This is a genomic window from Euzebya sp. (assembly GCF_964222135.1).
GTDB lineage: Bacteria > Actinomycetota > Nitriliruptoria > Euzebyales > Euzebyaceae > Euzebya.
Window position 1 is genome coordinate 40567 of the sequence record NZ_CAXQBR010000003.1, and the last position, 21582, is coordinate 62148.

General features: G+C 74.6%; 20 protein-coding genes and 1 pseudogene. 14 read left to right on the forward strand and 7 right to left on the reverse strand.

Translation table 11 applies throughout. The annotated features are described in order from the left end of the window. Positions 1–15 precede the first annotated feature (15 nt). Positions 16–1185, reverse strand: a complete 1170-nt coding sequence (locus ACEQ2X_RS00960) for a class I tRNA ligase family protein (protein WP_370323866.1) — start codon at positions 1183–1185, stop codon at positions 16–18. Between the two features lie 234 nt (positions 1186–1419). Further along, complete coding sequence (locus ACEQ2X_RS00965) at positions 1420–2121, reverse strand: ribonuclease HII (protein ID WP_370323867.1); 702 nt, start codon at positions 2119–2121, stop codon at positions 1420–1422. Positions 2122–2288: 167 nt separating this feature from the next. Here ACEQ2X_RS00965 and ACEQ2X_RS00970 point away from each other — a divergent pair, with 167 nt between their 5' ends. After that, the gene (locus ACEQ2X_RS00970) at positions 2289–2924 is read left to right on the forward strand and encodes a hypothetical protein (protein WP_370323868.1); all 636 of its coding nucleotides are present in this window, start codon (positions 2289–2291) and stop codon (positions 2922–2924) included. On the opposite strand, the pseudogene ACEQ2X_RS00975 reads toward ACEQ2X_RS00970, so the two are convergent. Together ACEQ2X_RS00975 and ACEQ2X_RS00980 are read right to left on the reverse strand one after the other, a co-directional pair. Then, a pseudogene (locus ACEQ2X_RS00975) lies at positions 2807–4222 on the reverse strand (NAD-dependent malic enzyme). The gene ACEQ2X_RS00970 and the pseudogene ACEQ2X_RS00975 overlap by 118 nt on opposite strands. Positions 4223–4247: 25 nt before the next feature. Beyond that, positions 4248–4556, reverse strand: coding sequence for a co-chaperone GroES (locus ACEQ2X_RS00980; protein WP_370324056.1), 309 nt, complete (start codon positions 4554–4556; stop codon positions 4248–4250). 180 nt (positions 4557–4736) lie between these two features. On the opposite strand from ACEQ2X_RS00980, the gene ACEQ2X_RS00985 reads away from it, so the two are divergent. After that, the gene (locus tag ACEQ2X_RS00985; protein WP_370323869.1) at positions 4737–5210 is read left to right on the forward strand and encodes a hypothetical protein; all 474 of its coding nucleotides are present in this window, start codon (positions 4737–4739) and stop codon (positions 5208–5210) included. Positions 5211–5567: 357 nt separating this feature from the next. Here the strand turns inward: ACEQ2X_RS00985 and ACEQ2X_RS00990 are convergent, their stop codons facing one another. Further along, complete coding sequence (locus tag ACEQ2X_RS00990) at positions 5568–7091, reverse strand: trypsin-like peptidase domain-containing protein (protein ID WP_370323870.1); 1524 nt, start codon at positions 7089–7091, stop codon at positions 5568–5570. A gap of 233 nt (positions 7092–7324) precedes the next feature. On the opposite strand from ACEQ2X_RS00990, the gene ACEQ2X_RS00995 reads away from it, so the two are divergent. From ACEQ2X_RS00995 to ACEQ2X_RS01010, 4 genes are read left to right on the forward strand one after another with little or no spacing between them, the layout of a single operon-like run. Then, on the forward strand, positions 7325–8041 hold the full coding sequence (locus ACEQ2X_RS00995; RefSeq protein ID WP_370323871.1) for a response regulator transcription factor: 717 nt from the start codon (positions 7325–7327) through the stop codon (positions 8039–8041). Positions 8042–8047: 6 nt separating this feature from the next. Then, positions 8048–8836: a hypothetical protein gene (locus ACEQ2X_RS01000; RefSeq protein WP_370323872.1), complete on the forward strand. Its 789-nt coding sequence runs from the start codon at positions 8048–8050 to the stop codon at positions 8834–8836. Beyond that, positions 8776–9417, forward strand: coding sequence for a sensor histidine kinase (locus ACEQ2X_RS01005; RefSeq protein WP_370324057.1), 642 nt, complete (start codon positions 8776–8778; stop codon positions 9415–9417). The genes ACEQ2X_RS01000 and ACEQ2X_RS01005 overlap by 61 nt, the downstream gene beginning before the upstream one ends. Continuing rightward, positions 9414–10139 carry a hypothetical protein gene (locus ACEQ2X_RS01010; RefSeq protein WP_370323873.1) on the forward strand — a complete coding sequence of 242 codons (726 nt, stop codon included), beginning with the start codon at positions 9414–9416 and terminating at the stop codon, positions 10137–10139. Before ACEQ2X_RS01005 ends, ACEQ2X_RS01010 begins: the two co-directional genes overlap by 4 nt. 21 nt (positions 10140–10160) lie before the next feature. On the opposite strand, the gene ccrA is transcribed toward ACEQ2X_RS01010, so the two are convergent. Then, positions 10161–11510 (reverse strand): crotonyl-CoA carboxylase/reductase, encoded by a 1350-nt coding sequence (ccrA, locus tag ACEQ2X_RS01015; protein ID WP_370323874.1) that lies wholly within the window; start codon positions 11508–11510, stop codon positions 10161–10163. A gap of 463 nt (positions 11511–11973) precedes the next feature. Then, on the reverse strand, positions 11974–13272 hold the full coding sequence (locus tag ACEQ2X_RS01020) for a zinc-dependent metalloprotease (RefSeq protein WP_370323875.1): 1299 nt from the start codon (positions 13270–13272) through the stop codon (positions 11974–11976). 48 nt (positions 13273–13320) lie between these two features. Here ACEQ2X_RS01020 and ACEQ2X_RS01025 point away from each other — a divergent pair, with 48 nt between their 5' ends. The 8 genes from ACEQ2X_RS01025 to ACEQ2X_RS01060 all read left to right on the forward strand — a co-directional run bounded on the left by ACEQ2X_RS01025 (position 13321) and on the right by ACEQ2X_RS01060 (position 21543). Continuing rightward, complete coding sequence (locus tag ACEQ2X_RS01025; protein ID WP_370323876.1) at positions 13321–14394, forward strand: NAD-dependent epimerase/dehydratase family protein; 1074 nt, start codon at positions 13321–13323, stop codon at positions 14392–14394. Continuing rightward, positions 14387–14842: a molybdenum cofactor biosynthesis protein MoaE gene (locus ACEQ2X_RS01030; protein ID WP_370323878.1), complete on the forward strand. Its 456-nt coding sequence runs from the start codon at positions 14387–14389 to the stop codon at positions 14840–14842. The genes ACEQ2X_RS01025 and ACEQ2X_RS01030 overlap by 8 nt, the downstream gene beginning before the upstream one ends. Before the next feature lie 195 nt (positions 14843–15037). Continuing rightward, positions 15038–15256 carry a hypothetical protein gene (locus ACEQ2X_RS01035; protein WP_370323879.1) on the forward strand — a complete coding sequence of 73 codons (219 nt, stop codon included), beginning with the start codon at positions 15038–15040 and terminating at the stop codon, positions 15254–15256. A 66-nt stretch (positions 15257–15322) separates the two neighbouring features. After that, positions 15323–16318, forward strand: a complete 996-nt coding sequence (locus ACEQ2X_RS01040) for a rod shape-determining protein (RefSeq protein ID WP_370323880.1) — start codon at positions 15323–15325, stop codon at positions 16316–16318. A gap of 43 nt (positions 16319–16361) precedes the next feature. Beyond that, positions 16362–16718, forward strand: coding sequence for a hypothetical protein (locus ACEQ2X_RS01045; protein WP_370323881.1), 357 nt, complete (start codon positions 16362–16364; stop codon positions 16716–16718). 32 nt (positions 16719–16750) lie between these two features. Then, the gene (locus tag ACEQ2X_RS01050) at positions 16751–19510 is read left to right on the forward strand and encodes an ATP-binding protein (protein ID WP_370323882.1); all 2760 of its coding nucleotides are present in this window, start codon (positions 16751–16753) and stop codon (positions 19508–19510) included. A 25-nt stretch (positions 19511–19535) separates the two neighbouring features. After that, complete coding sequence (locus tag ACEQ2X_RS01055; protein ID WP_370323883.1) at positions 19536–20729, forward strand: hypothetical protein; 1194 nt, start codon at positions 19536–19538, stop codon at positions 20727–20729. A gap of 97 nt (positions 20730–20826) precedes the next feature. Beyond that, positions 20827–21543, forward strand: coding sequence for a DivIVA domain-containing protein (locus tag ACEQ2X_RS01060; RefSeq protein WP_370323884.1), 717 nt, complete (start codon positions 20827–20829; stop codon positions 21541–21543). Positions 21544–21582 lie beyond the last annotated feature (39 nt).

Genomic DNA, 21582 nt, shown 5'->3' on the forward strand with positions numbered 1-21582 from the left:
GGCTCTAACGGACGGCTAACGGTCGGCGCCCACCCGGCCCGCGCCACCGCCGCCGAAGCCCAGGCTGGCCGCCGCCGCGCGTGCGGCCCACCCCTCACCATCGCCCGCCGCGGCGTCGATCAGCGCGAGCGCGCCGGGGGCGTCGAGGTCGTCGTCGAGCCGTGCGCCGACCGCGGCGAGCAGGTCCTCGGCCGCCGCGGGGTCGCCGTCGGGCGCGGCGTCCCAGCCCTTCACCGCCGCAGCTGCGAGCTCCATCTCGTCCTCGGTGTAGTCCCACTCGCTGCGGTAGTGGTGGCTGAGCAGCAGGTAGCGGACCGCGTCGGCGTCATGGCGGTCGAGCAGGTCGCCCAGGAAGACGAGGTTGCCGAGGCTCTTCGACATCTTGGTCCCGTCCAGCCCGACCATGCCGACGTGCATCCACACACGGGCGAACGGCGCCTGGCCGGTCAACCCCTCGGCCTGGAGGATCTCCGCCTCGTGGTGGGGGAACACCAGGTCGCTGCCGCCGCCGTGGATGTCGATCACGGGGCCGAGGTGCTCGGTCGCCATCACCGAGCACTCGAGGTGCCATCCCGGTCGGCCCCGGCCCCACGGCGCCTCCCACGACGGCTCGTCGGGCAACGACGGCTGCCACAGCAGGAAGTCGAGCGCGTCCCGCTTGCCCTCGGCCTCGGGATCACCGCCCTTCTCGGCGAACTGCCGCAGCGCCTCGTCGCGGTCCAGGCGGGAGAAGCTGAGGAAGCCGTCCATCGCCCCGGTGTCGGCGTACACGCGACCGTCGCCGAGGGCGTAGGCGAGTCCGCGGTCGAGCAGCCCGCCGACCGTCGTCACCATCGCCGGGACGGTCTCGGTGGCGTAGGGGATCACGTCGGCCTCACGCAGCCCGAGGCGGCGGAGGTTGACGTCGAAGGCCGCGGCCTCCGAGCGCGCGAGGACCTCGAAGTTGACATCCCGCTCGCGAGCGGTCCGGAGGATGTCGTCGTCGACGTCGGTGACGTTGCGCACGTAGACGACCCGGTGCCCGCGGGCCTCCAGGCGGCGGATGAGCACGTCGAAGGTCGTGTACACGAACGCGTGACCCAGGTGCGCTGAGTCGTACGGCGTGATGCCGCAGACGTACAGCCGGACCGTGGCCGCGGCGATGAAGGTGTCCACGGCGCGGGTCCGGGTGTCGTACAGGCGCATCGACGTCGTCCTCGTCACAGGTGCTGAACCCGGCGATGGTAGACGGGGTGGATCCTTCCCGGACCTAGTCATTTCGGGCGGACCCGGGCAGAAAGGGAGAAGCCCGGCGGAGAGCGCAGTCAACTCTCCGCCGGGCTGGTCGGGGCGCCCTGGGGCCCCGGATGCCCCAGTGTGCCGTCAGCAGCAAGGGGTGCCAACACCGAGTCCGAGCAATTCGTGATCAGTCAATCCTGACTAGTCACGGGTGTCGGTGGTGCCGCTGAGGATGCGCCGGATCGGCTCCCAGGACCGGCGGTGCAGCGCGCAAGGTCCCAGGTCGGCCAGAGCCGCCCGGTGGGAGGGGGAGGGGTAGCCCTTGTTCGAGCAGAAGTCGTACCCCGGGTGGGCTGTGTCGGCTGCGCTCGCCATGTGGGCGTCGCGGGTGACCTTCGCGACGATGGACGCGGCGGCGATCGAGGCGGACCGGGCGTCCCCGTGCACGATGCGCTCGTTGTGGGTGCGCCACCCGGACATGAAGTCCCAGTTCCCGTCGAGGAGCAGCACGTCGGGCTCGACGCAGAGCCCCGCCACCGCCCGGCGGGCGGCCAGACGCATCGCCGCGCTCATCCCCAGGGCGTCGATCTCGGCGTTGCTGGCCTCGCCGAGGCTTACCGCCAAGGCGAACGTCCGGATCCGCGCCGCGAGCTCCTCGCGGCGGGCCGGGTCCAGCTGCTTCGAGTCCCGCAGCTTGTACATCCGCCGGTCCGACGGGAGCACCACCGCGCAGTAGGTGACCGGTCCCGCCCAGGCGCCGCGACCGACCTCGTCGACACCCGCGACGACCAGGTCCTGGTCCCACCAGCGCCGCTCGTGCGTGATCCCCGGGACGTCGGGCAGCCGGATCCGCTTCCCACGCCGGTACGTGACGTTCTTCCGGTTGCTGGCTGGCAGTCCCACGTCCGTGGGAGGGTAGCGCGGGGCTCGCGGTCGACCACCACCTCCGGTGCTCAAGTCCGCCGCGGCGGTGCCGATCACTCCGGGTGAGCAGACCCACGGAACGGGCACTCGGCGGGCACCGGACGCCCCTTCTCGCCGTGCGAGGGCACGGTCCCAGGTGGTGTGCCATGACGTTCTCCTCCCCGACGATCCCGCTGGTGGGCGCCGTGTCGCTGTGCGCCACGATCGAGGCGATCCGCGCCGAGACCGCCGCCGCGCACCAGATGGGTGTGCTGTCCGTCGACGCCGACGAGCTGCTCGCCGCCGCCGGGGCATCGCTCGGCTGGCTGGCAGCCCTGCGCGCCTCCGCGGACGTGGCGGACGACCTCGCCGTGTCAGCGGCGGGCGTGCCCGAGGTGGCCCTGCCGGACGTCGCCGACTGGGAGCTCGGCGGGGTGGTCTACGGGATCTCGGCGGTCCTGGTGTGGGCGGACGACCTGCGCCGCGAGGGTCTGCTCAGCACCGACCTCCCCGCGTCGGCGCTCGCCGCCTGGGACGTCGTCGAGGGCCTGGCCGGCCAGCCCGGGCGCACCGCGGCGGTGCTGGCGCTGGCGCCGAGCGACGAGCGCGTCGTGGTGCTGCCGGCGGAGCAGGTCCGCCCCCGGCCGGCCACCGGACAGGTGACCCGGTGGGCCACGGTCGCGGCTCAGGCCGGGACGTCGTCGGCCACCTCGGCGGTGACGGCCTCCTCCTTGGCGACCCGCTCGACCGCGGCCGCCACGGCCGGAGCGACGTCGGCGTTGAAGACGCTCGGGATGATGTAGTTCGCGTGCAGCTCGTCGTCGGTGACGACGGCGGCGATCGCCTCGGCGGCGGCGACCTGCATGGACTCCGTGATGTCGGTCGCCTTCGCGTTCAACGCCCCGCGGAAGATGCCGGGGAAGGCGAGCACGTTGTTGATCTGGTTGGGGTAGTCGCTGCGCCCAGTGGCGACCACCGCGGCGTGCGCGGCCGCGGCGACCGGGTCGACCTCCGGGTCGGGGTTCGCCATCGCGAAGACGATCGCGTCGTCCGCCATCGTCGCGATGTGGTCGCCCGAGAGGATGTTCGGGCCGCTGACCCCGATGAACACGTCGCTCCCGACGAGGACTTCTGACAGCGACCCCGACGCCTGCCGGGGGTTGGTGCGCTCGCGGGCCCAGGCCTTGTGCGGGTCGGCCGTGCCGCGGTGGATGGCGCCGTCGCGGTCGCACATGACGATGTCGGTGGCGCCGGCGTCGGTCAGGATCTTGGCGATCGCCACACCGGCGGCGCCGGCGCCGGCCATCGTGATCCGCACGGCCGCCAGGTCCTTGTCCACGACGCGGAGCGCGTTGGTCAGCGCGGCGAGCGTCACGACCGCGGTGCCGTGCTGGTCGTCGTGGAAGACCGGGATGTCGAGGCTGTCGCGCAGCCGCCGCTCGATCTCGAAGCAGCCCGGGGCGGCGATGTCCTCGAGGTTGATGCCGCCGAACCCGGGCGCCAGCGCGGTGACGATGGCGATGATCTCCTCGGGGTCCTGCGTCGCCAGCGCGATCGGCCAGGCGTCGACGTCGGCGAACTCCTTGAACAGGACCGCCTTGCCCTACATCACCGGCATGGCGGCCTCGGGTCCGATGTTGCCGAGCCCCAGCACGGCGGAGCCGTCGGTGACCACCGCGACGGTGTTCCGCTTGATCGTCAGCCGGCGTGCGTCCTCCGGCTTGTCCGCGATCGCCATGCACACGCGCGCCACGCCGGGCGTGTAGGCCCGCGACAGGTCGTCGCGGGTCTTGATGCGGATCCGCGAGCGCACCTCGAGCTTGCCGCCGAGGTGCATCAGGAACGTTCGGTCGCTGACCTTGTGGACCGCGGCCCCCTCCACCGCATCGACGGCCGCCCGGATCACGCCGGCGTGGTCGACGTCCCCGGCGTTGGTGGTGATGTCGACGGTCATGCCGTCGGGGTGGGACTCGACGATGTCGACGGCCGTCACCGCGCCGCCGGCCTCGCCGACCGCGGTCGTGGCACGCCCGAGCGCGGTGGGGTCGGCGCCGAGCTGGACGCGGAGGATGATCGCGTAGGACGCGCGGGGTGCCGCCATGTTCGCTCCTAGAGGTGGGTCGCTCCTAGAGGTACAGCCCGGTGCTGCCGGCCTCGCGCTCGGCCGACGCGATCGCGTGGACGTCGCGCTCGCGGACGATCAGGTAGCCGGTGCCGTTGACGTCGACCTCGATCGCGCTGTCCGGCAGGAACAGCACCTTGTCCCCGGTCGAGGTGGTCCGGACGAGCGGGCCGACCTCCATCACCTCGGCCCAGACGCCGTGTCGGTCCTTCGACGCCGCGGTGGCGGGGATCAGGATCCCGCCGCGCGACCGCCGCTCCCCGCCGTCGTCGATCCCGCAGAGGATCCGGTCGGCGGTGACCCGCACCGCCATGCCGGAGGTGTCGGAGCCCCCGGTCCTCGGTGCGCCGGTCGTCGGTGTGCCGGTCGTCGGTGTGTCGGAGTCGGTGTCGTCGCCCATGCCGGGCCGCAGGATAGCGGGGTGGCGTCCGGGGGCGGTCGTCCGGGGACGGGGGTAGCGTGGCGACCACCGCTCGAGCACCGAGGTGACCGCATGCGCAAGACCGTCCGCCTCCACGCGACCGTCGGGCCGGAGGCCCGCCTCGCCAGCGCCATCGCCGACCTGCCGCCGGCGGCCCAGCGGGCGCTCGCCGAGATCGCCGATCGCGAGGACCTGCCGCTCGTCGCGGGGTCCTGGGAGGACGGGCCCGGCGGGTGCCTGGTCGCCAACGTGGTACGGGCCTACGCGGTCGACGACGGGTCGGATGCGCGGACCGTCGACCTCCGGGTGCTCGAGCTCCTGCCCGAGCTGTCGTCCCGCGACCTCAACCACCTGATCGTCGCGTGGGACGAGGCCGCGGCGCAGGAGGGGAAGGGGTCCGACCCTGCGCTCCGCCGCCTGCTGCGGGGAGCACTGGTCCGCGCCGGCGTCCCGCCGACGGCGGAGGCGTTCGCCGACGAGGTCGTGGATCTGGCCGGCGTGGTGGATCGGGCCGTGGACGACGGGGTCGCGACGACCAGGTCGTAGGAGGCGGGTCGTAGGAGGGAACACCCCAGGGCACAGATCGACTCCGCGTTCCCACACATCGACTCCGTCGCGGGCTCGGTGGTGGTCCTGACCAGGGCGGACGCGCACGGATCGACTCCACCACGTGGACTGACCCCGCTCTACGGAGTCGATTCGTGCCCGGGGTGCCCGTGGTCCGTGCCCGGGGACCGTGCCCGGGGGCCGTGGTCCGCCCTGGACCGCGGACCGTGGACCGTGCCCGGGGGGGGGGGCCGTGGACCGCGCGCCCGTGGACCGGGCCCGGACAGCACGAGGCCGGCGCCCACGGGGGGAGGGGCGCCGGCCGGTGCGTCGGGGTGGTCTAGTCGTTCATGTCGTCTAGTCGTTCGTCCGGACGCCGTCGAGGGTGGCCTCGACGTCACGCGGCTCGCCGTCGGCGCCGACGACCTCGAGGACGACCACGTCACCGGGGTCGCGCCCGCGGATCTCGGCGGCGAGGTCGCCGAAGTCCCCGATCGCCTCGTCATCGATGGCGATGATGATGTCGCCGTCGACGATGCCGGCCTGGTCGGCGCTCGAGCCGGGGTTGACCTGCCCGACGAGCGCGCCCGACGGGGTGTCCAGCCCCCGCTGCTCGGCCAGCTGGGGGGTCACGCCGGTGCTGCTCGCGCCGACGCCCAGCTGCGCGTACTCCACGAACCCCTGGTCGATGAGCTGCTCGGCCGCTCTGACGACGCTCGACGTGGGGACCGCGAAGCCGACGCCGTCGTTCGTGCCGCCGCCGACGATCGCGGTGTTGATGCCGATCACCTGGCCCGCGGCGTTGACCAGCGCACCGCCGGAGTTGCCCGGGTTGATGGCCGCGTCGGTCTGCACCAGGTCGGTCAGCGGGTTGCCGCTCGCCGGGTCCACGAGCTGGCGGCCCAGCGCCGACACGATCCCCGACGTCACGGTCGACCCGAACCCGAACGGCGCGCCGATCGCGATGGCGGTCTCGCCGACCCGCGGGTCGTCCTCGGCGTAGCCCGGGACGATCAGGTCGGTCGCCTCGATCTGCAGCACGGCGAGGTCGAAGGTGGCGGCGGTGCCGACGACCTCGGCGGGGAACACCCGGCCGTCGTAGAGCTGCACCGAGATCTGGTTGGCCCCGTCGACGACGTGGTTGTTCGTCACCAGGTAGCCGTCCTCGCGGAACACCACCGCCGACCCGGCGCCCTGGCCCTGCGCGGACGCGGTCTCGACGACCGCGACGGAGGGCAGGACGGCCTCGGCGACCTCGGCGATCGTGTCCGACGTCATGGACGACGCCGGCGCGTTCGGCTGGACCGGGCCGTCCTCATCGCCGGGGGCGTCCTCGTCATCCGGCTGGGCGGGCAGGGCCACCGGGGTGACCTGGGCGGTCTGCGCCTCGGGGTCGTCCGCCAGCCGCAGGGTCAGGGGTACCGCCACCGCGGCGGCGACGACCGCCGACACCAGCGCCGAGATCAGCACGGCCTTCAGCGTCCCACCGCGCCGGCCGCCGCCCTCGTCCGCCGTGGGCGGCGTGCTGGGTGGCGGGGGCGCGTCGCCGGTCCAGGGCTCGGGATCCCAGATGGGGAGCGCGCCGTCGTCGCGCGCGGCGGACGGCTGCGGCGCGGTCTGCGTCGGCCCCCACCCCGCGGTGGGTGCGCCCCACCCGGGCGCCTCCCAGGCGCCGCCGTCGGCGGCCCGCTGGGGCGCCCAGGCCTCATCGCGTCGGGGCGGGGCCGGCGTCGACGGGGGTGTCCGGTCCGCCGGCAGCTTCGGCCCACCGGTCCACTCGTCGCTGTCGAGCCACGACGAGCCCCGATCGGACGACGTCGGGCTCGTGGCGCGGGGGGCGCCGTGCGAGCTCTCGGAGCCGGCAGGCGGGAGGGCGCTCACGCAGGGTCCTCTCTTCTCTGTTGGGGCGGTGCGGTGGTGCCGCGCAGTCCTACCCGTCAGGGCGGCACGGCCACCGGCCGGGCGGCTGCGGATCGATCCAGACGGTAGGTGGGGACCGGTCGAGCACGGTGCGCGACCCGGCAAAGAATGGGCAAAGGGCCCCCGCTCCCGCGACCGCCGCGGGGGTGCAGGCATGCTTGGGTGGCGACCGACGGCAGTGTGGAGACGACGTGGTGACCAACGCGACGAGGGACCCCGAGCAGCAGAAGGTGCTGCTGGTGGAGGACGACGAGGGCATCGCCGCCCCCCTGGCCGCGGCCCTCGGCGGCGGCGGGTACGCCGTCACGCGGGTGGCGACCGGGCGGGAGGCGCTGGCCCTGGCCACCGACGACCTGGCCGCGGTGGTGCTGGACCTCGGCCTGCCGGACATCGACGGCGTCGAGGTGTGCCGCCGGCTGCACGACCAGCACCCCGGCGTGCCGGTGCTGATGCTGACCGCCCGGACCTCTGAAGCCGATGTCGTCGTCGGCCTCGACGCCGGCGCCGACGACTACGTCACCAAGCCCTTCCGCCTCGCCGAGCTGCTCGCCCGCCGTCGGGCGCTGATCCGCCGTGCGCAGGCCGGGGCGGCCGACGCGGAGGTCGAGTCGGTCGAGGCCCAGGACGTCCGCGTCGACCTGGCGGCCCGACGGGCGTGGCGGGGCGACGTCGAGCTCGACCTGACCCCGAAGGAGTTCGACCTCCTCGCCATGTTGGTCCGCGAGGCCGGGACCGTCGTCACCCGCGAGGACATCATGCGGGAGGTGTGGGAGACGACCTGGTTCGGGTCGACCAAGACCGTCGACATGCACGTCTCGTGGCTGCGCCGCAAGCTCGGCGACGACGCGGGGTCGCCGCGGTACATCTCCACCGTCCGCGGGGTGGGTCTGCGGTTCGAGACCGGAGACTGATAACCCGTGCGGCATCGCCTCGTCCTGGCCACGGTCGGCACGGTCGCCGTCGGCGTCGTGCTGCTCGGCCTGCCGTTGGCGATCGCGATCGACGGGGTGCTGACGGGCCAGGCGCTCGACACCCTGCAGCGCCAGGCCGAGCAGGTGCAGGTGCTGATCAACACCGACCGGATGACCCCGCGGCAGCTCTCGGACCCGCTGGCGGACCGGACCGCCGAGCGCGACATCCGCTTCCAGCTGCTCGAGCAGCGCGGACCGCTGCGGATCACCATCGACACCGGCGGCCCGCCGGCGGTGCCCGAGGGCCTCGAAACCGACGTCGCCAGCGCCGCCGAGGGTGAGGTCGGCCGCGCACGCGACCACGGGGTCCTGGCCGTGGCGCTCCCGCTCCGGGTCAGCGGGGTCAGCCAGATCCTCCGCGCGGTCTCCCCCGACTCGGGGCTGAAGAGCGAGCTGACCGGCGCGTGGCTGGCCATCGCCGGGCTCGGCGTCACCGCGCTCGGCCTCGCCGGGCTGGTCGGCCTGGGCGTGGCGCGACGCCTGGCCATCCCGCTCGAGTCGCGCGGGGCGGCCGGGGCGTGGCGCGCCGCCGGGCCCGCCCGCTCGAGTCGCTCGCGGCGGCCGCCGCGCCGCTGGGGGAGGGGGACTTCACCGCGCGGGCGCCGCGCAGCGGCATCCCGGAGTCAGACCAGGTGGCCCGCGCACTCGACATCACCGCCGAGCGGCTCGGGACGATGGTCGAGCGGAGCCGGTCCTTCGGGGCCGACGCCAGCCACCAGCTCCGCACGCCGCTGACGGCGCTCCGCCTGGACCTCGAGGCGCTGGAGGCGTCCGGTGCCGACGAGGCGCTGCTGCACGCCGCGTTCGCCGAGGCCGACCGGCTGGAGGCGACGATCGAGGAGCTGCTCGCCCTGGCGGACGTGCCGATGGGCGACGAGCACATCCAGCTCGGCGCGCTGGTCGAGGCCCGCATCGACTCGTGGCGGTCCCTGGCGCAGGCGGCCGGCCGCGAGGTGACCGTCGACGTCGACCCGGTGCCGCTGGTGCGCGCCCGGGCCGCGGCGATCGGGCAGTGCCTCCAGGTGCTGCTCGACAACGCCCTGGAGCACGGCGAGGGCACCATCACGGTGTCCGTCGCGAGCGTCCCGGCGACCACGGCCGTCAGCCGCGGGTGGGTGCGGCTCTGCGTCTCCGACCAGGGGCCGGGCTTCGACGAGGCCTCCACGCCCGGGCGCGGCCTGCGCCTCGCCAAGTCGCTGATCCAGGCCGAGGGCGGGCGCATCCGGGTCGAGCGGGACGCCACCGTCTGCCTGCTCCTGCCGACCGCACCGGTCGAGGGGACCCCCTTGGTGCCGCCCCCGAAGGTGCCCGCGTGAGACCTCGCCACCCGACGGTCCGCGGCAGGATCACCCGCGCGGTCGCCGCCGCCGTCGCGCTGGCCCTCGGGCTGGCGGGCTGTCAGCTGACCGACCCGTCCGCCACCGTCGACCCCGACGGCGCCGCGGTGACCGAGGCGGCGGACGTCGAGGTGCTGGGCCGCCCCGAGGACGACTGGCCCCGGACGATCGCTGAGCTGCGCACCATCGCCCGGCCCGAGGCGCAGAGCTGGCAGGACGACCCGGTCCTCGCCGACCTGACGGTGTGGCTGGCGGGGGAGGGGGCGGCCGACGCCGTGGCCTGGGCGAGGGTGCGGCTGACCTACGTCGCCGCGGATGCCGAGCGGATGCTGACCTACCGGGCCACGCCGGACGACCTTCGCGTCGAGCGGCCGCTGCTGAGCGGCCTCGAGCTGATGCCGTTGCCGGCGGCGGCCGTGGAGGCGATGGAGCCCTTCCCCGACGACGCACTCGAACCCCGTGACCTGGCGGCGGCGTCCGCCCGGGCCCTCGCGGACTGCGGTGCCGACGCCGCCGAGGTGGGCGCGGTGCTGTATGCGACCGGCGCGCCGGCGGCGTGGGACGGGACGGAGTGGACCCGCACGCCCACGTGGCGCGCGACCGTCGTCGCCCCCGATGCCGGCGTCGTCGTCGACCCCTCCACCGGCCAGGCCTTCGCCCCCCTCACCTGCGTCGACCCGTTGCTGCTCGACGCCTCCTGACGACCCCCGCGGGCTGGGGTCCTACTGCAGCGCCTTCCAGGCCGTCAGATCGTCGATGAAGCGCTCGCGCTTGGCCGCGTCGGCGACGCCCTGGCCCTCCTCGGTGGCGTTGACCAGCACACCGAGCTTCCCGGCGTGGGCGTTGGTGTGCATCGCCCAGGCGGCGTCCGCGACCTCGTCCAGGGCGTAGGTCCGCGTCAGGATCGGGTGGATCATGCCGAGATCGACCAGGCGGTTGGCCTCCCACGCCTCCTTGTAGTTGGCGAAGTGGCTGCCGATGATCGACTTCAGGTTCATCCACAGGTAGCGGTTGTCGTACTCGTGGACGTACCCCGACGTCGAGGCGCACGTGACGATCTTGCCGCCCTTCTTCGTGACGAAGACGCTGGCGCCGATCGTCGCGCGGCCCGGGTGCTCGAAGACGATGTCGACGTCGTCGCCGCCGGTCAGCTCGCGGATCTTCTTGCCGAAGCGACGCCACTCCGCCGGGTTCTGGGTGTCGCCGTCCCAGAACGCGTAGCCCTCCGCCTTGCGGTCGATGACCCGCTCGATGCCGAGGGAGTGGAGGTGGTCGACCTTCTCCTGGGAGGACACCACGCAGACCGGGATCCCGCCGCCGTTCTTGACGAGCTGGGCCGCGAAGCCGCCGAGGCCGCCGGTCGCGCCCCAGATCAGCACGACGTCACCCTGCTTCATGCCGCCGGCGTTGGGGCTGACGAGCATCCGGTAGGACGTGGCCAGGGTCAGCCCGAGGCAAGCGGCCTCCTCCCAGGTGAGGTGGCTCGGCATCGGCATGAGCTGGTTGGCCTTGACCATGCTGATCTCGGCCATGCCGCCGAAGTTGGTCTCGAAGCCCCAGATCCGCTGGCGGGCGTCGATCATGGAGTCGTCGTGGCCCTCGGGCCCCTCCATGTCGACGTAGTTGCAGTGCACCGTCACCCGGTCACCGGGGCTCCAGCGGGTGACGCCCGGGCCGGTCCGCAGCACCACCGCGGCCGCGTCGGAGCCGACGATGTGGTACGGCAGGTCGTGGCGCGCGCCGAGCTCGCCCTCGCGGGCGAAGCGCTGCAGGAACCCGAACGTGGAGAGCGGCTCGAAGATCGACGTCCACACCGTGTTGAAGTTGAGGGCGGACGCCATCGGGGCGATCAGGACCTCGTTCGGGCCGAGGGGTGGGATCGGCACCTCGTCGACGTGGAGGGACTTGCGCGGGTCCTTCTCCTCCGAGGGGAGTCCCTCGAACATCTCGACCTCGGACGCGCGGACCACGGCGGCGCGCATCGACTCGGGCAGCGGCGTGTTCGCCACGTCCTCGGGGGTGGCGTCGATGGCCAGGGCGACGTCCAGCAGTGACTGCAGCTCGCTCGACATGTGTGGGGCTCCTCGGGGCTCGCGTGGCGGCAGATTACCGGCCAGTAGCTTGCGCAGGCCAAATCGAGTACCCGTCGGACGTCCCGGTCATGCGGACGGGGAATGCGGACGGCCCTGAGGTGCCTGGACCTTCGCACTCCCTTCCCCTTGGAGCGCGACGCCCGGCGCTGCCTCAGGGCCGCTCGCGTCGGCACACGGTAGGGCGCAACCCTCGAGTAGTCAACGAGGGTTGTCCACATCCCCCTGACCGGCCGACCAGTCGAACGGCGCTGACCTGCCCCGATGCGCGGCGCTCACGTGTGGGTAACGTGCCCGATCTGGGGACAACTCCGCGGTGCCATGCCGCTGACCTGCGGTTTCGCGGTGTGGACGAAAAATCTCGACCTGTGGATTTCTTCGGGCCTCACGAGGGCTCGACCTCAGGTGGAGGGTTCGGGTGCGACCACCCGGCGTACGGGGCTGATCACGCGCCGTCCAGGCCGCCGAGGTCGTCGGGGATCTCCACATCGGCGGGCGGCAGGTCGTCCAGCGCGGGCGCCACACCCGTCTCGGCCTCCTCCGCTGCCAGGCGGATCAGCCAGCGGCTGGGCTCGGCGATCTCAGCGGGCGTGGGGAGGTGGGCGGCGTCGCGCCAGATGACATCGAGCCCGTTCGGGCCGCGGGCCGCGAGCACGGCCTCGCAGAACGCCTCGCCGGCGCGGACGTCCGACGGGCGCAGGTCCAGACCGATCAGCTGGGCGAGGAACTGCTCACCCGGTCCCTGCTCCCCGCGGCGGCGCACCGTGACCTCCTCGATGCGGGCGAGGTTGGTCAGCTTCCCCGCTCCGGCACGGCGCACCATCACGTCGGCGTAGCCGGCCACCAGCGACACGAGCGCCTGGAGGCGGGCGAGGATCGCGCGCTGCTCCTCCGACGGCTCCATCCCGCCGCCGGCCTCCTCAGCCAGCCGCTGCAGGGCCTCGGGGTCGCTGAGGAGGTCGGGGGTCAGCCCGCCGAGGCCGCCCATCCGCTCCGCGAGGGCCGACGGGTCGACGTCCATCGCGCCGGCGAAGCGCCCCATCTCCGAGGTCAGGTGGCCCATCAGCCAGTCGACGCCCGCGAAGACCCGCCGGTGCACGCACTCGCGCAGCGCGAGCCAGAAGCGCACCTCGTCCGCAGACAGCCCGTGGTCGCGGGCCAGCCGCGCGGCGGAGTCCCCGACCGTGGCCACGACCTCCGGCGCGAGCGTGGGCACGCCCAGGTCGTAGGAGCCCATCAGCTGGCCGGCGAGGTGACCGGCGATCGTGCCGACCTGCATGCCGGTCAGCATGGCGGTGATCGGCGTCATCGCGCCCGCCAGGCCCTCGAGCCCGCCCATCCCACCGGGCAGCTGGTCGGCCAGGCCCTTGCCCATCGCCTCCTGCATGCCGGTCGCGATCGGCTCGACGTACCGGGCGATGCCGCCCTGGTCGGCCGCGCGCGCGACCCACTCCTGGGCCGTCAGCGCGAGGGCGGGGCCGTCCACGGCCTCGAGGGTCGTGTGCGCGTCGAGCCACATCTCGGTGACCCGGACCGCGTCGGCCCAGGCAGCCTGGTCGGCGTCCACGCCGATCGCGAGCTGCGGCTCACCCGCGATCCCGGCGGCCATCTGCTTGGCGAGGTCCCAGTTGACCGGGCCGCCCTGCCAGGACATCAGCTTGCCCAGCTCGCGGAAGAGGGGGATGTTGGACAACCCCTCCGGATCGAACCCGAAGCCGCCGAACCCGAAGTCGTCCTGTGCCATGGACCCATGGTAATGATGTCTGCGGCCCGCCCCGATCGGAGTTCAGCCATGTCCACCACCGCCGTCCTCGGCGTCACGACGCCGATCGGACGTGCCGTCCTGCGGCGCCTGTCCGCGGACGACGGCGTGTCGCGGCTGCTGGCGGTGGACGCGACGACGCCGTCCATGCCGCCGCCGCGGGTCGAGGTGCGGACCATGGACCCGCGGGACCGGTTGCTGGCCCTCGCCCTGGACGGCGTCGACGTCCTGGTCCACTGCGCGTTCACCGACGACATGTCGGCCAGCCCGGACTCGCTGTACGGCGCGAACGTCGGCGGGACCCGCAACGTGCTGGCGGCTGCCGACGCCGCGGGGGTGGGCCACGTGGTCGTCATGTCCACGGCGATGGCGTACGGCGCGCACCACGACAACCCGCTGCCGCTCGACGAGACCTGCCCGCTGCGGGCCAACCCCGGCTTCGCCTACGGCTACCAGCGGCAGCTGGTCGAGGAGGCGGTGGCCGACTGGGCCGACGCGCACCCCTCGGTGACCGTCACGCGGCTGCGCCTGGCCCCCGTCCTCGGCGGCGGGGTGTCGGGGGCGCTGGTCCAGCGCCTGACCGCACCCCGGCTCATCGTCCCCTCCGGCCTCGGCGCCCCCTGGCAGCTGGTCGACCTCGACGACGTCGCCGCGGCGGTCGCGCGCGTGGTCGACCAGCGCATCGGGGGGGTCCTGAACGTGGCGGCCGACGGCTGGCTGTCGGCGTCGGAGGTCGCGGGCTACCTCGGACGGCCGCTGGTCGAGGTCGGGCAGTCCACGCTGGCCGAGGTGCTGCGACGCGGGACCGACCTCGGCATCTCACCCGCGCCCGCGGAGGTCATGCCCTACCTCCTGCACCCCTGGGTGGTGGACACCGCGCGGCTGCGCGGGCACGGCTGGCAGCCGACCGCGTCGAACCGCGACATCCTGACGACCTTCGCGGCCGACCACGCCGACGACATCGCCGTCGGGCAGCTGACGGTGAGCCGGACCGACGTCCGCCGGGCGGGCCTCGCCGTGGGCGGCCTGGCTGCCCTGGGCGGCTGGCGGCTGTGGCGGCGCGGCCGGCGCAGGACCGCCCGGAGGGAGGCGCGACGTGGCTAGCACCCGCTGGCGCACCGGCATCTCCGCCGAGCCGCTGTCCCTCGACGACGCGCAGGCCTTCGTCGCCGACCCGGCCGCCGGGGCGACGGTCACCTTCACCGGCGTGGTGCGCGACCACGCCCGCGACGAGGCCGACGAGGCCCAGCCGGTCCGCGCCGTGACCGGACTCGACTACGAGGCCTACACCGAGGTCGCCGAGCGCCGCCTGGCCGAGCTCGCCGAGGAGGTCGGCGCCCGGTGGCCCGACCTGTGCGCCGGCTGGGCGGTCCACCGGGTCGGCAACCTGGCCGTGGGGGACGTCGCGGTCGTCGTCGCGGTGTCGAGCCCGCACCGCCACACCGCCTTCGATGCCGGCCGGTACCTGATCGACACCCTCAAGGCGACGGTCCCGATCTGGAAGAAGGAGCACTGGGCCGACGGCGGCCACCACTGGCCGGGCACCGACTAGCCCTTCGGGCTCACAGCCTCCGGGTCGGCAGGGAGGACCTCCAGACGAGGGGTCCGGAGGGGACCGGCTGGACGGGGTGCCTCCCTCGACATGGCCGGGAGTGGAGATAGCCTCTCGACCGATGAGCGTGAGCGTGCGAACGATCAGCGGACAGGCCGGGGGGCGACCCCGGCGCGCCAGCGACGGGGCCGGGCTGTGACCGCGGTCCTCGCCCTCCTCGTGCTGGCCGGCGCCGCCTGGTTCGTCCTGGCGAGCGCCGGTGCGCCGGTCCGCGGCCGGTCAGGTGACTCCGTCGACGAGTTCGCCCGGGCGATGCACGCCCTGGACCCCACCGCCACCCGTCCCGTGCCCGCGCCGCGTGCGGCCGTGCGGGGCGCCGGACCCGCGTCCCGCCGACCGGTCCGCCGCCACTAGCCGCCGACCCCGCGGCGTCCGCACCGGTCGGAGCCGACTGAGGCGGACGAGTACCGTTCGTCAGCGATGGGCGCTGACTTCGCGATCGACCTCGGCACCGCCAACACCGTGGTGTGGGCGCGTCGCCGGGGCATCGTGCTACGCGAGCCGACCGTCGTGGCCGTCGACATCCGCAGCGGGAAGGTCATCGCCGCCGGCAACGCGGCCTACGAGCGGCTGTCGTCCGCGGACAGCCCCGCCCAGCTCGAGCGGCCGCTGAGCGGCGGAGCGGTCACGGACTTCTCGATGACCGCCAGCATGCTGCGGATCCTGTTCGACCGGTTGGGGGTCGGCCGGTTCAGCCGCTCGCGGTTGCTGATCACCGTGCCGGCCGGGGTCACCCCGGTCGAGCGCGGCGCCCTCCGCGACGCCGCCCACGAGGCCGGCGCGTGGAAGGTGTACCTGATCGAGGAGCCGATGGCGGCCGCGATCGGGTCGGGCCTGCCGGTCCAGGACCCCGTCGGTTCCATGGTGGTGGACATCGGCGGCGGCAACACCGAGGTGGCGGTCATCTCCCTCGGCGGTGTCGTCGTGTCGAAGGCCGTGCGGGTCGGCGGGTTCGACCTCGACGCCGCCGTCCAGGAGTTCGTCCGCGACCACTTCGACATCGCCATCGGCGACCGCACGGCGGAGGAGCTCAAGATCGCGCTGGGACGGGCGTTCCCCGCCGCGCCGGTCGACGTCGCCGAGGTCCGCGGACGCGATCTCGAGACCGGTCTGACCCGCGAGGTGCGGGTGGACTCCGAGCAGGTCCGCATCGCCCTCGAGCGCCCCGCGACCGCGATCGCGGGTGCGGTCATCGACACGCTGAGCGAGTGCCCGCCCGAGCTCGCACAGGACGTGATGAGCCAGGGCATCCTCCTGGTGGGCGGCGGCGCGCTGCTGCGCGGCCTCGACCAGCGGATCGCGGCGGAGACCCAGGTGGACGTGGGCGTCGCCACCGACCCCCTCGACGTCGTCATCATCGGTGCGGGTGCGGCCGTCGACGCCGACTGGGACCTCGAAGCGGTCTTCAGCGCGTAAAGGTCCCGGCTGCGCGTGCCGATGCGTGGGTGATGAGGTCACCATGGAACACCTGATCCGCTTCACGACCGCGGAGGGCATCGACGGCACCCACATGGCCGCGACCCTCGATGAGGCCGTCGCGTTCGCCGAGCGCATCCGCAACACCGAGGGGGCGACCGAGGTCCGCCTCCACCGGCTGACCGAGGTGCCGATCGAGTTCAAGCCGTACTACCGCATCGAGGTCGGGGCCGTGGACGCCGGCGAGCACCACCAGCCGAGCCCGCCCGCGCACCTGCCCGCCGCGCACGGTCCGCTGGCCCCGTCCGCACTCGACCACGAGGGCCACAGCGGTGACGTCCACGCCGACGGAGACCCGCAGGGCACCAACGGGCGCCGCCTCTTCAGCCGCGTGACCTGACCCGCGCGACCACGGGCCTACACTCGCCCGACATGGTCGCAGTCCCATCAGCCCTCCACCTGGCGGCCGGACTGCTGGCGATCGCCGCCTCGACCGGGGTGGCGCTCGCGCTGGCCGGCGGTGGACGGCGTCCCGTCGATGGTGCGCGCACGCCCACCGGACCGTCAGGCGCGCTCCGGCGCGTCGGGGTGGCCGGCGCGCTCGCGTACGCCATCGGGCAGCTGCTGGGCGGGGCGCTGCTCGGCCCCGAGGCCGTCTGGGCCTGGTTGCAGGTGGCGGGCCTGGCCGGGCTCGCCGCGGGGCTCGGGCCTGCCAGCCTCGCCGGGCTGCCGGGGGCGGGACTGCCGGGCGCCGGGCTCCTCGTCCCCCTCGCCCCCACGGTCCCCGCCTACGCGGCAGCGGCCATGGCGGCCGTCGCGGCCACGCGCGCGGCCTGGGCCGGCCGCCTCGCCCTGCCCCTCGCACTCGGGCTCGCCGTCCTCGGCGTGGGCCACGCACTCGAGCCGACCCAGCCGGTCTGGGCCGAGTGGGCTGTCGTCGTCGGCGCCCTCCTGATCGGTGCCTGGCTGTGGACGATCTCGAGCCGGCGGATCCTGGCGAAGCTCCTGACCGCCTTCGTGTCCGCGCTCCTCGCCATGGCCATCCTGACCGCGGCGGTGCTGTCGACGGTGTCGTCCGCCGAGCTGACCGCCGACGAGCTGGACCGGTTGGGGCGCTTGGCCGACCAGCTCGCCGGCGCCGTCCGCTCCTGGCCCGCGGACGCCGTCGCCGACGCCCAGCCACTGTCGCGCTCCGCCACGTCGCTCGTCGGCGCGGTGCTGAGCCCGCAGGACGCTGCCGACGTCTACGACCTGAGCCTCTCGGGCCAGGACTTCTTCCTCACCGTCGACCGCGCCGGCGACGTCGTCAACAGCCACCCCCCCGGCCTGGCCGCCTCCGTGCGCCTGGCGCTGCTGGGCGACCCCGTCGTCGCCGACCTGCGACAGGGGGGCGCGACCGCGGAGGCCGGCGGGCTGTTGTCGACGGGTGGGACGCTGGTGGGCTTCGGCGCCGTCGCGCTCCGGGACCCCTCCACCCGTCCGGAGGACCCCCCCGCCGGGGTGCTGGTCACCGGCCGCCTGCTGGACGACCTCTGGGCGGCCCAGCAGGCCACCGCCCTGGACGTGGGGGTCATCGGCGCGATCGCCGGCGAGCCGGCCGTGACGTCCGACGGCGCGGGCGACGACGCCGTCGCGGTCCTGGACGGGCTGGGCGAGGCGACCCGGGCGGACCTCGCCGTGGCCGGCCAGGTGGTGTTCGCCGCGAGCGCGCCGCTCGCGGACCCCGAGCGCGGCGACGAGCTCGGCCGGCTGGTGGTGACGTCCACGCCGGAGGTCATCGCCGCGCTCGAGCGAGGACAGAACCAGCGGGTGTTCCTGGCCGCGATCGTCGGCGCGGCGCTGGCGCTCCTCGTCGCGGTCGTGGTGATCCGCCGCCTGACCCGTCCGATCCTCCAGCTGACCGACGTGGCGCGCCGCATCGGCGAGGGGGATCTCACGACACGATCGGGTCTGACCAGCGCCGACGAGGTGGGCGTGCTCGCCGCCACGGTTGACGAGATGGCGGTCTCCCTCGACGCCCAGCGCCGCGACCTGACCGACTCCGCCGACCGCGAGGCACGCCTCCGCGGCCGGCTCGAGTCGGTCACCACGTCGATGGGCGACGGGCTGGTCGCCGTCGACGTCGACGGGCGGATCATCACGTTCAACCCGGCCGCCGAGGTGCTCACGGGTCGCCGGGCCGCCGACGCCGTCGGCCGGCCACTCGAGGACGTGCTGGTCGCCCAGGTGCTGGGGGACACCGGGGTCGCCGACCCCGTCACCGACCCCGTCACCGACCCCGTCGCCGATCACGTCGCCGATCACGTCGGGTCCGCCCGCCTCCTCCTCCTCCGCGCCGACGGCAGCCGGATCCCCGTGGCGGCGACGACCGCGCCGGTCCGCACGGGCGAGGGAGCCGTGCTCGGCCGGGTGCTGGTGCTCCGCGACATCAGCCGCGAGCTCGAGGTCGAGCAGATGAAGACCGAGTTCCTCTCCAACGTCTCCCACGAGCTGCGGACCCCCCTCACCCCCATCAAGGGGTACGCGCAGGTGCTCGCCCGGCGGGAGCTCGACCCCGACCGGACCCGGCAGTTCGCCGCGCAGATCCTGGATGCCACCGACCGGCTCGAGCGGATCGTCGGCATGATCGTCGACTTCGCCGCCCTGGACAGCGGCCGCGTCCGCCAGGACGTCCGCGCCGTCGACCTCGCCCAGGTCGTCGAGGAGGCGGTGGCGGCCTGGCGCGCGGCCCTCCCCGAGCGGGAGTTCGCCCTGCGCGTCCACCCGCCCCTCCCCCCGGTGTCCGCCGACCCGGCCTACCTGCGCCGCTGCCTCGACGAGCTGGTGGACAACGCCGTCAAGTTCTCCCCCGACGGCGAGCCGGTCGAGGTGTGCGCCCGCCACGACGGCAGCGAGGTCGAGCTGCAGGTCCTGGACCACGGCGTCGGCATCGACGGTGGGGCGACCGGCCGGCTGTTCGGCGACTTCGTCCAGGTCGACGGCACCGAGACGCGCCACTACGGCGGGTTGGGCCTCGGGTTGGGGCTCGTCAAGCGCATCCTCGACGGCATCGGCGCGACGGCCGACGTCCGCTCGTCACCGGGCCGGGGGACGACGGTCACCGTGCGCCTCCTGCCCGCGGGCCCCGTGCCGGTCCCGCCGCTGCCGGAGGTCGTCCCCGACGTCGTCGTGCCGCCACCACCGCCCGCGTAGTCCGGCGGTGGCACACTCGATGGCGATGCGCCGCACCGCAGTCCTGTGGCTGGTCGTCGCGATGGTCGTGCCGGCCTGCTCGGCCTTCGGTGGCGACGCGGCGGAGATGCGCGTCGCCTCGGGTGCCGTGGAGCGTCGCGCGGACGGCGGCTGGGCGGCGGTGGACGCCGTCGCGGTCGGCGACCGGGTGCGCGCCGTCGCCGACAGCACGCTGCAAGGGGACGGGACGGTCGTGCGGGCTCTCCCGGGGACCGAGCTCGAGGTGCGCGACGACGGGGTGGTCGTGCGGCTCGGCGACGTGCTGGTCGAGGGGGAGGGGCTGGTCGTGGCCCTCGACGACGTCGAGGTGGAGGGGGTCGGCGCCTACCGGGTGTCGGCCGGCGTCGCGCCGCGGGTGGCGGTGTACCGCGGCGAGGTCGACGTGCGGCGGCCGGGGGAGCGCGGCCAGCTCCCCGCGCTCCGCGAGCTGCCGCTGTCGGCCCGCCGCCTGGCCGGTGCCGACCGCCCGCTGGCCTACGCCGCCGCCGACCCGATCGACGCCCAGCAGCTGGGCGCGGCGCTGGCGTTCGACGCGCAGGTCGCCGGCCTGGTGGCCGGGTTGGACGCGACGTACGGCGCCGAGCCGCGGCCGCCGTCGTTCTACACCGCGTTCGCGGCGGTGGCCGAGGAGGACGTCGTGGTGCTGACCGGGTCGACGGCATCCGGCGGCCCCGATGGCCGCATCGGACCGCCGGCGGACGCCCTGGTCGCGCTGCTCCTCGCCCGCGCGGCGGCCGACGTGACCGGTGCGGACGTCGTGGAGGCGGCCGAGCGCATCGCCGCGCTCCGCGACGAGGGGGCTCGGTGGGGCCTCGTGGCCCTCGCCCTCGACGTCACCGGCGTCGACCTGGCGGGCATCGTCGACGCCGCAGTCACCGCCACCGCAGCGCCGGTCGAGGTCGCCGACGCCCCGACCGCCCCCGCACCGCCCGCGCCGCCACCTGGGACCGCGGCGCAGTCCCCGGGCGACGCGTCCCGACCCGCCTCGGCCCCCGCGCCCGCCCCGGCCCCCGCGCCCGCTCCGTCCCCTGCGCCCGCCCCCGCACCGGCGCCGGCGCCCCCGGCCCCCGAGGTCCCCTCCGCGAGCGGTGGCGGAGACGGCGGTGGGATCGTCGGCGAGCTGCTCGAGGACGTCGTCGACCTCGTCGACGTCCCCCTCGGCGGCCTGCTCGGGGGATGACCGGCGGGGTCGGGCGGGGTGCCGGTGCGCCACACCGCCGTCGCCCCGCGCAGGCCGTAGACTCCCGCAAACCGACGAGACGGAAGAGGTGTACGGGGTGCTGACTCCAGAGGAGATCCAATCCCGCGAGTTCCTGGTGTCCCTGCGCGGCTACGACCGCGACGAGGTGCACGCCTTCCTCGACGAGGTGGCCGAGGCCTTCGCCCAGCTGCTGTCCGAGGACGGCGCGGAGCGGGGGGACGTCACGGAACCCGCGGCAGAGGCAGCGCCCGCGCCGGCGCAACCGGCCGCGCCGGCTGCGGCGGAGCAGTCGCCGTTCGCCGCGATCGGCGCGGAGACCCAGCGCATCCTCGAGGCGGCGCAGGCGGCGGGTGACGAGATCCGACGCCGGGCGCAGGCCGAAGCCGACCAGGCGCGGGAGGAGGCGCTCGCCCAGGCCCGCCAGGAGGTCGACAACCTGCGCCAGCAGGCCGTCGCGACCCAACAGCAGATCGAGCTGCTCGAGCAGCGCCGCGGGGAGCTGTCCGACCGCCTGCGCGAGGCTCGCGAGCGCGTGGACGTGGCGCTCGCCGAGCTCGACGACACCACCCCGGAGGTGGCACCGGCGGACGCGACCAACTCGGTGCTCGCCAGCGAGGCCGTGGCGACGGACGTGGAGGTCGTCGCGCCGGACGAGCCGGACCCCGTCGGCGCCGACGCGCGGCCGGCCGCGGCCACCCCCAAGTCCCGGGCCAGCGCCGACGAGCTGCCGCTCGGCGACGTCGACGACGAGGCCGCAGACGACGAGGTCGTGGACGCCGACGAAGAGGGCTAGCGCCGCCGCACCCACCCCGGCGTCCGGGGTGGGACGCGT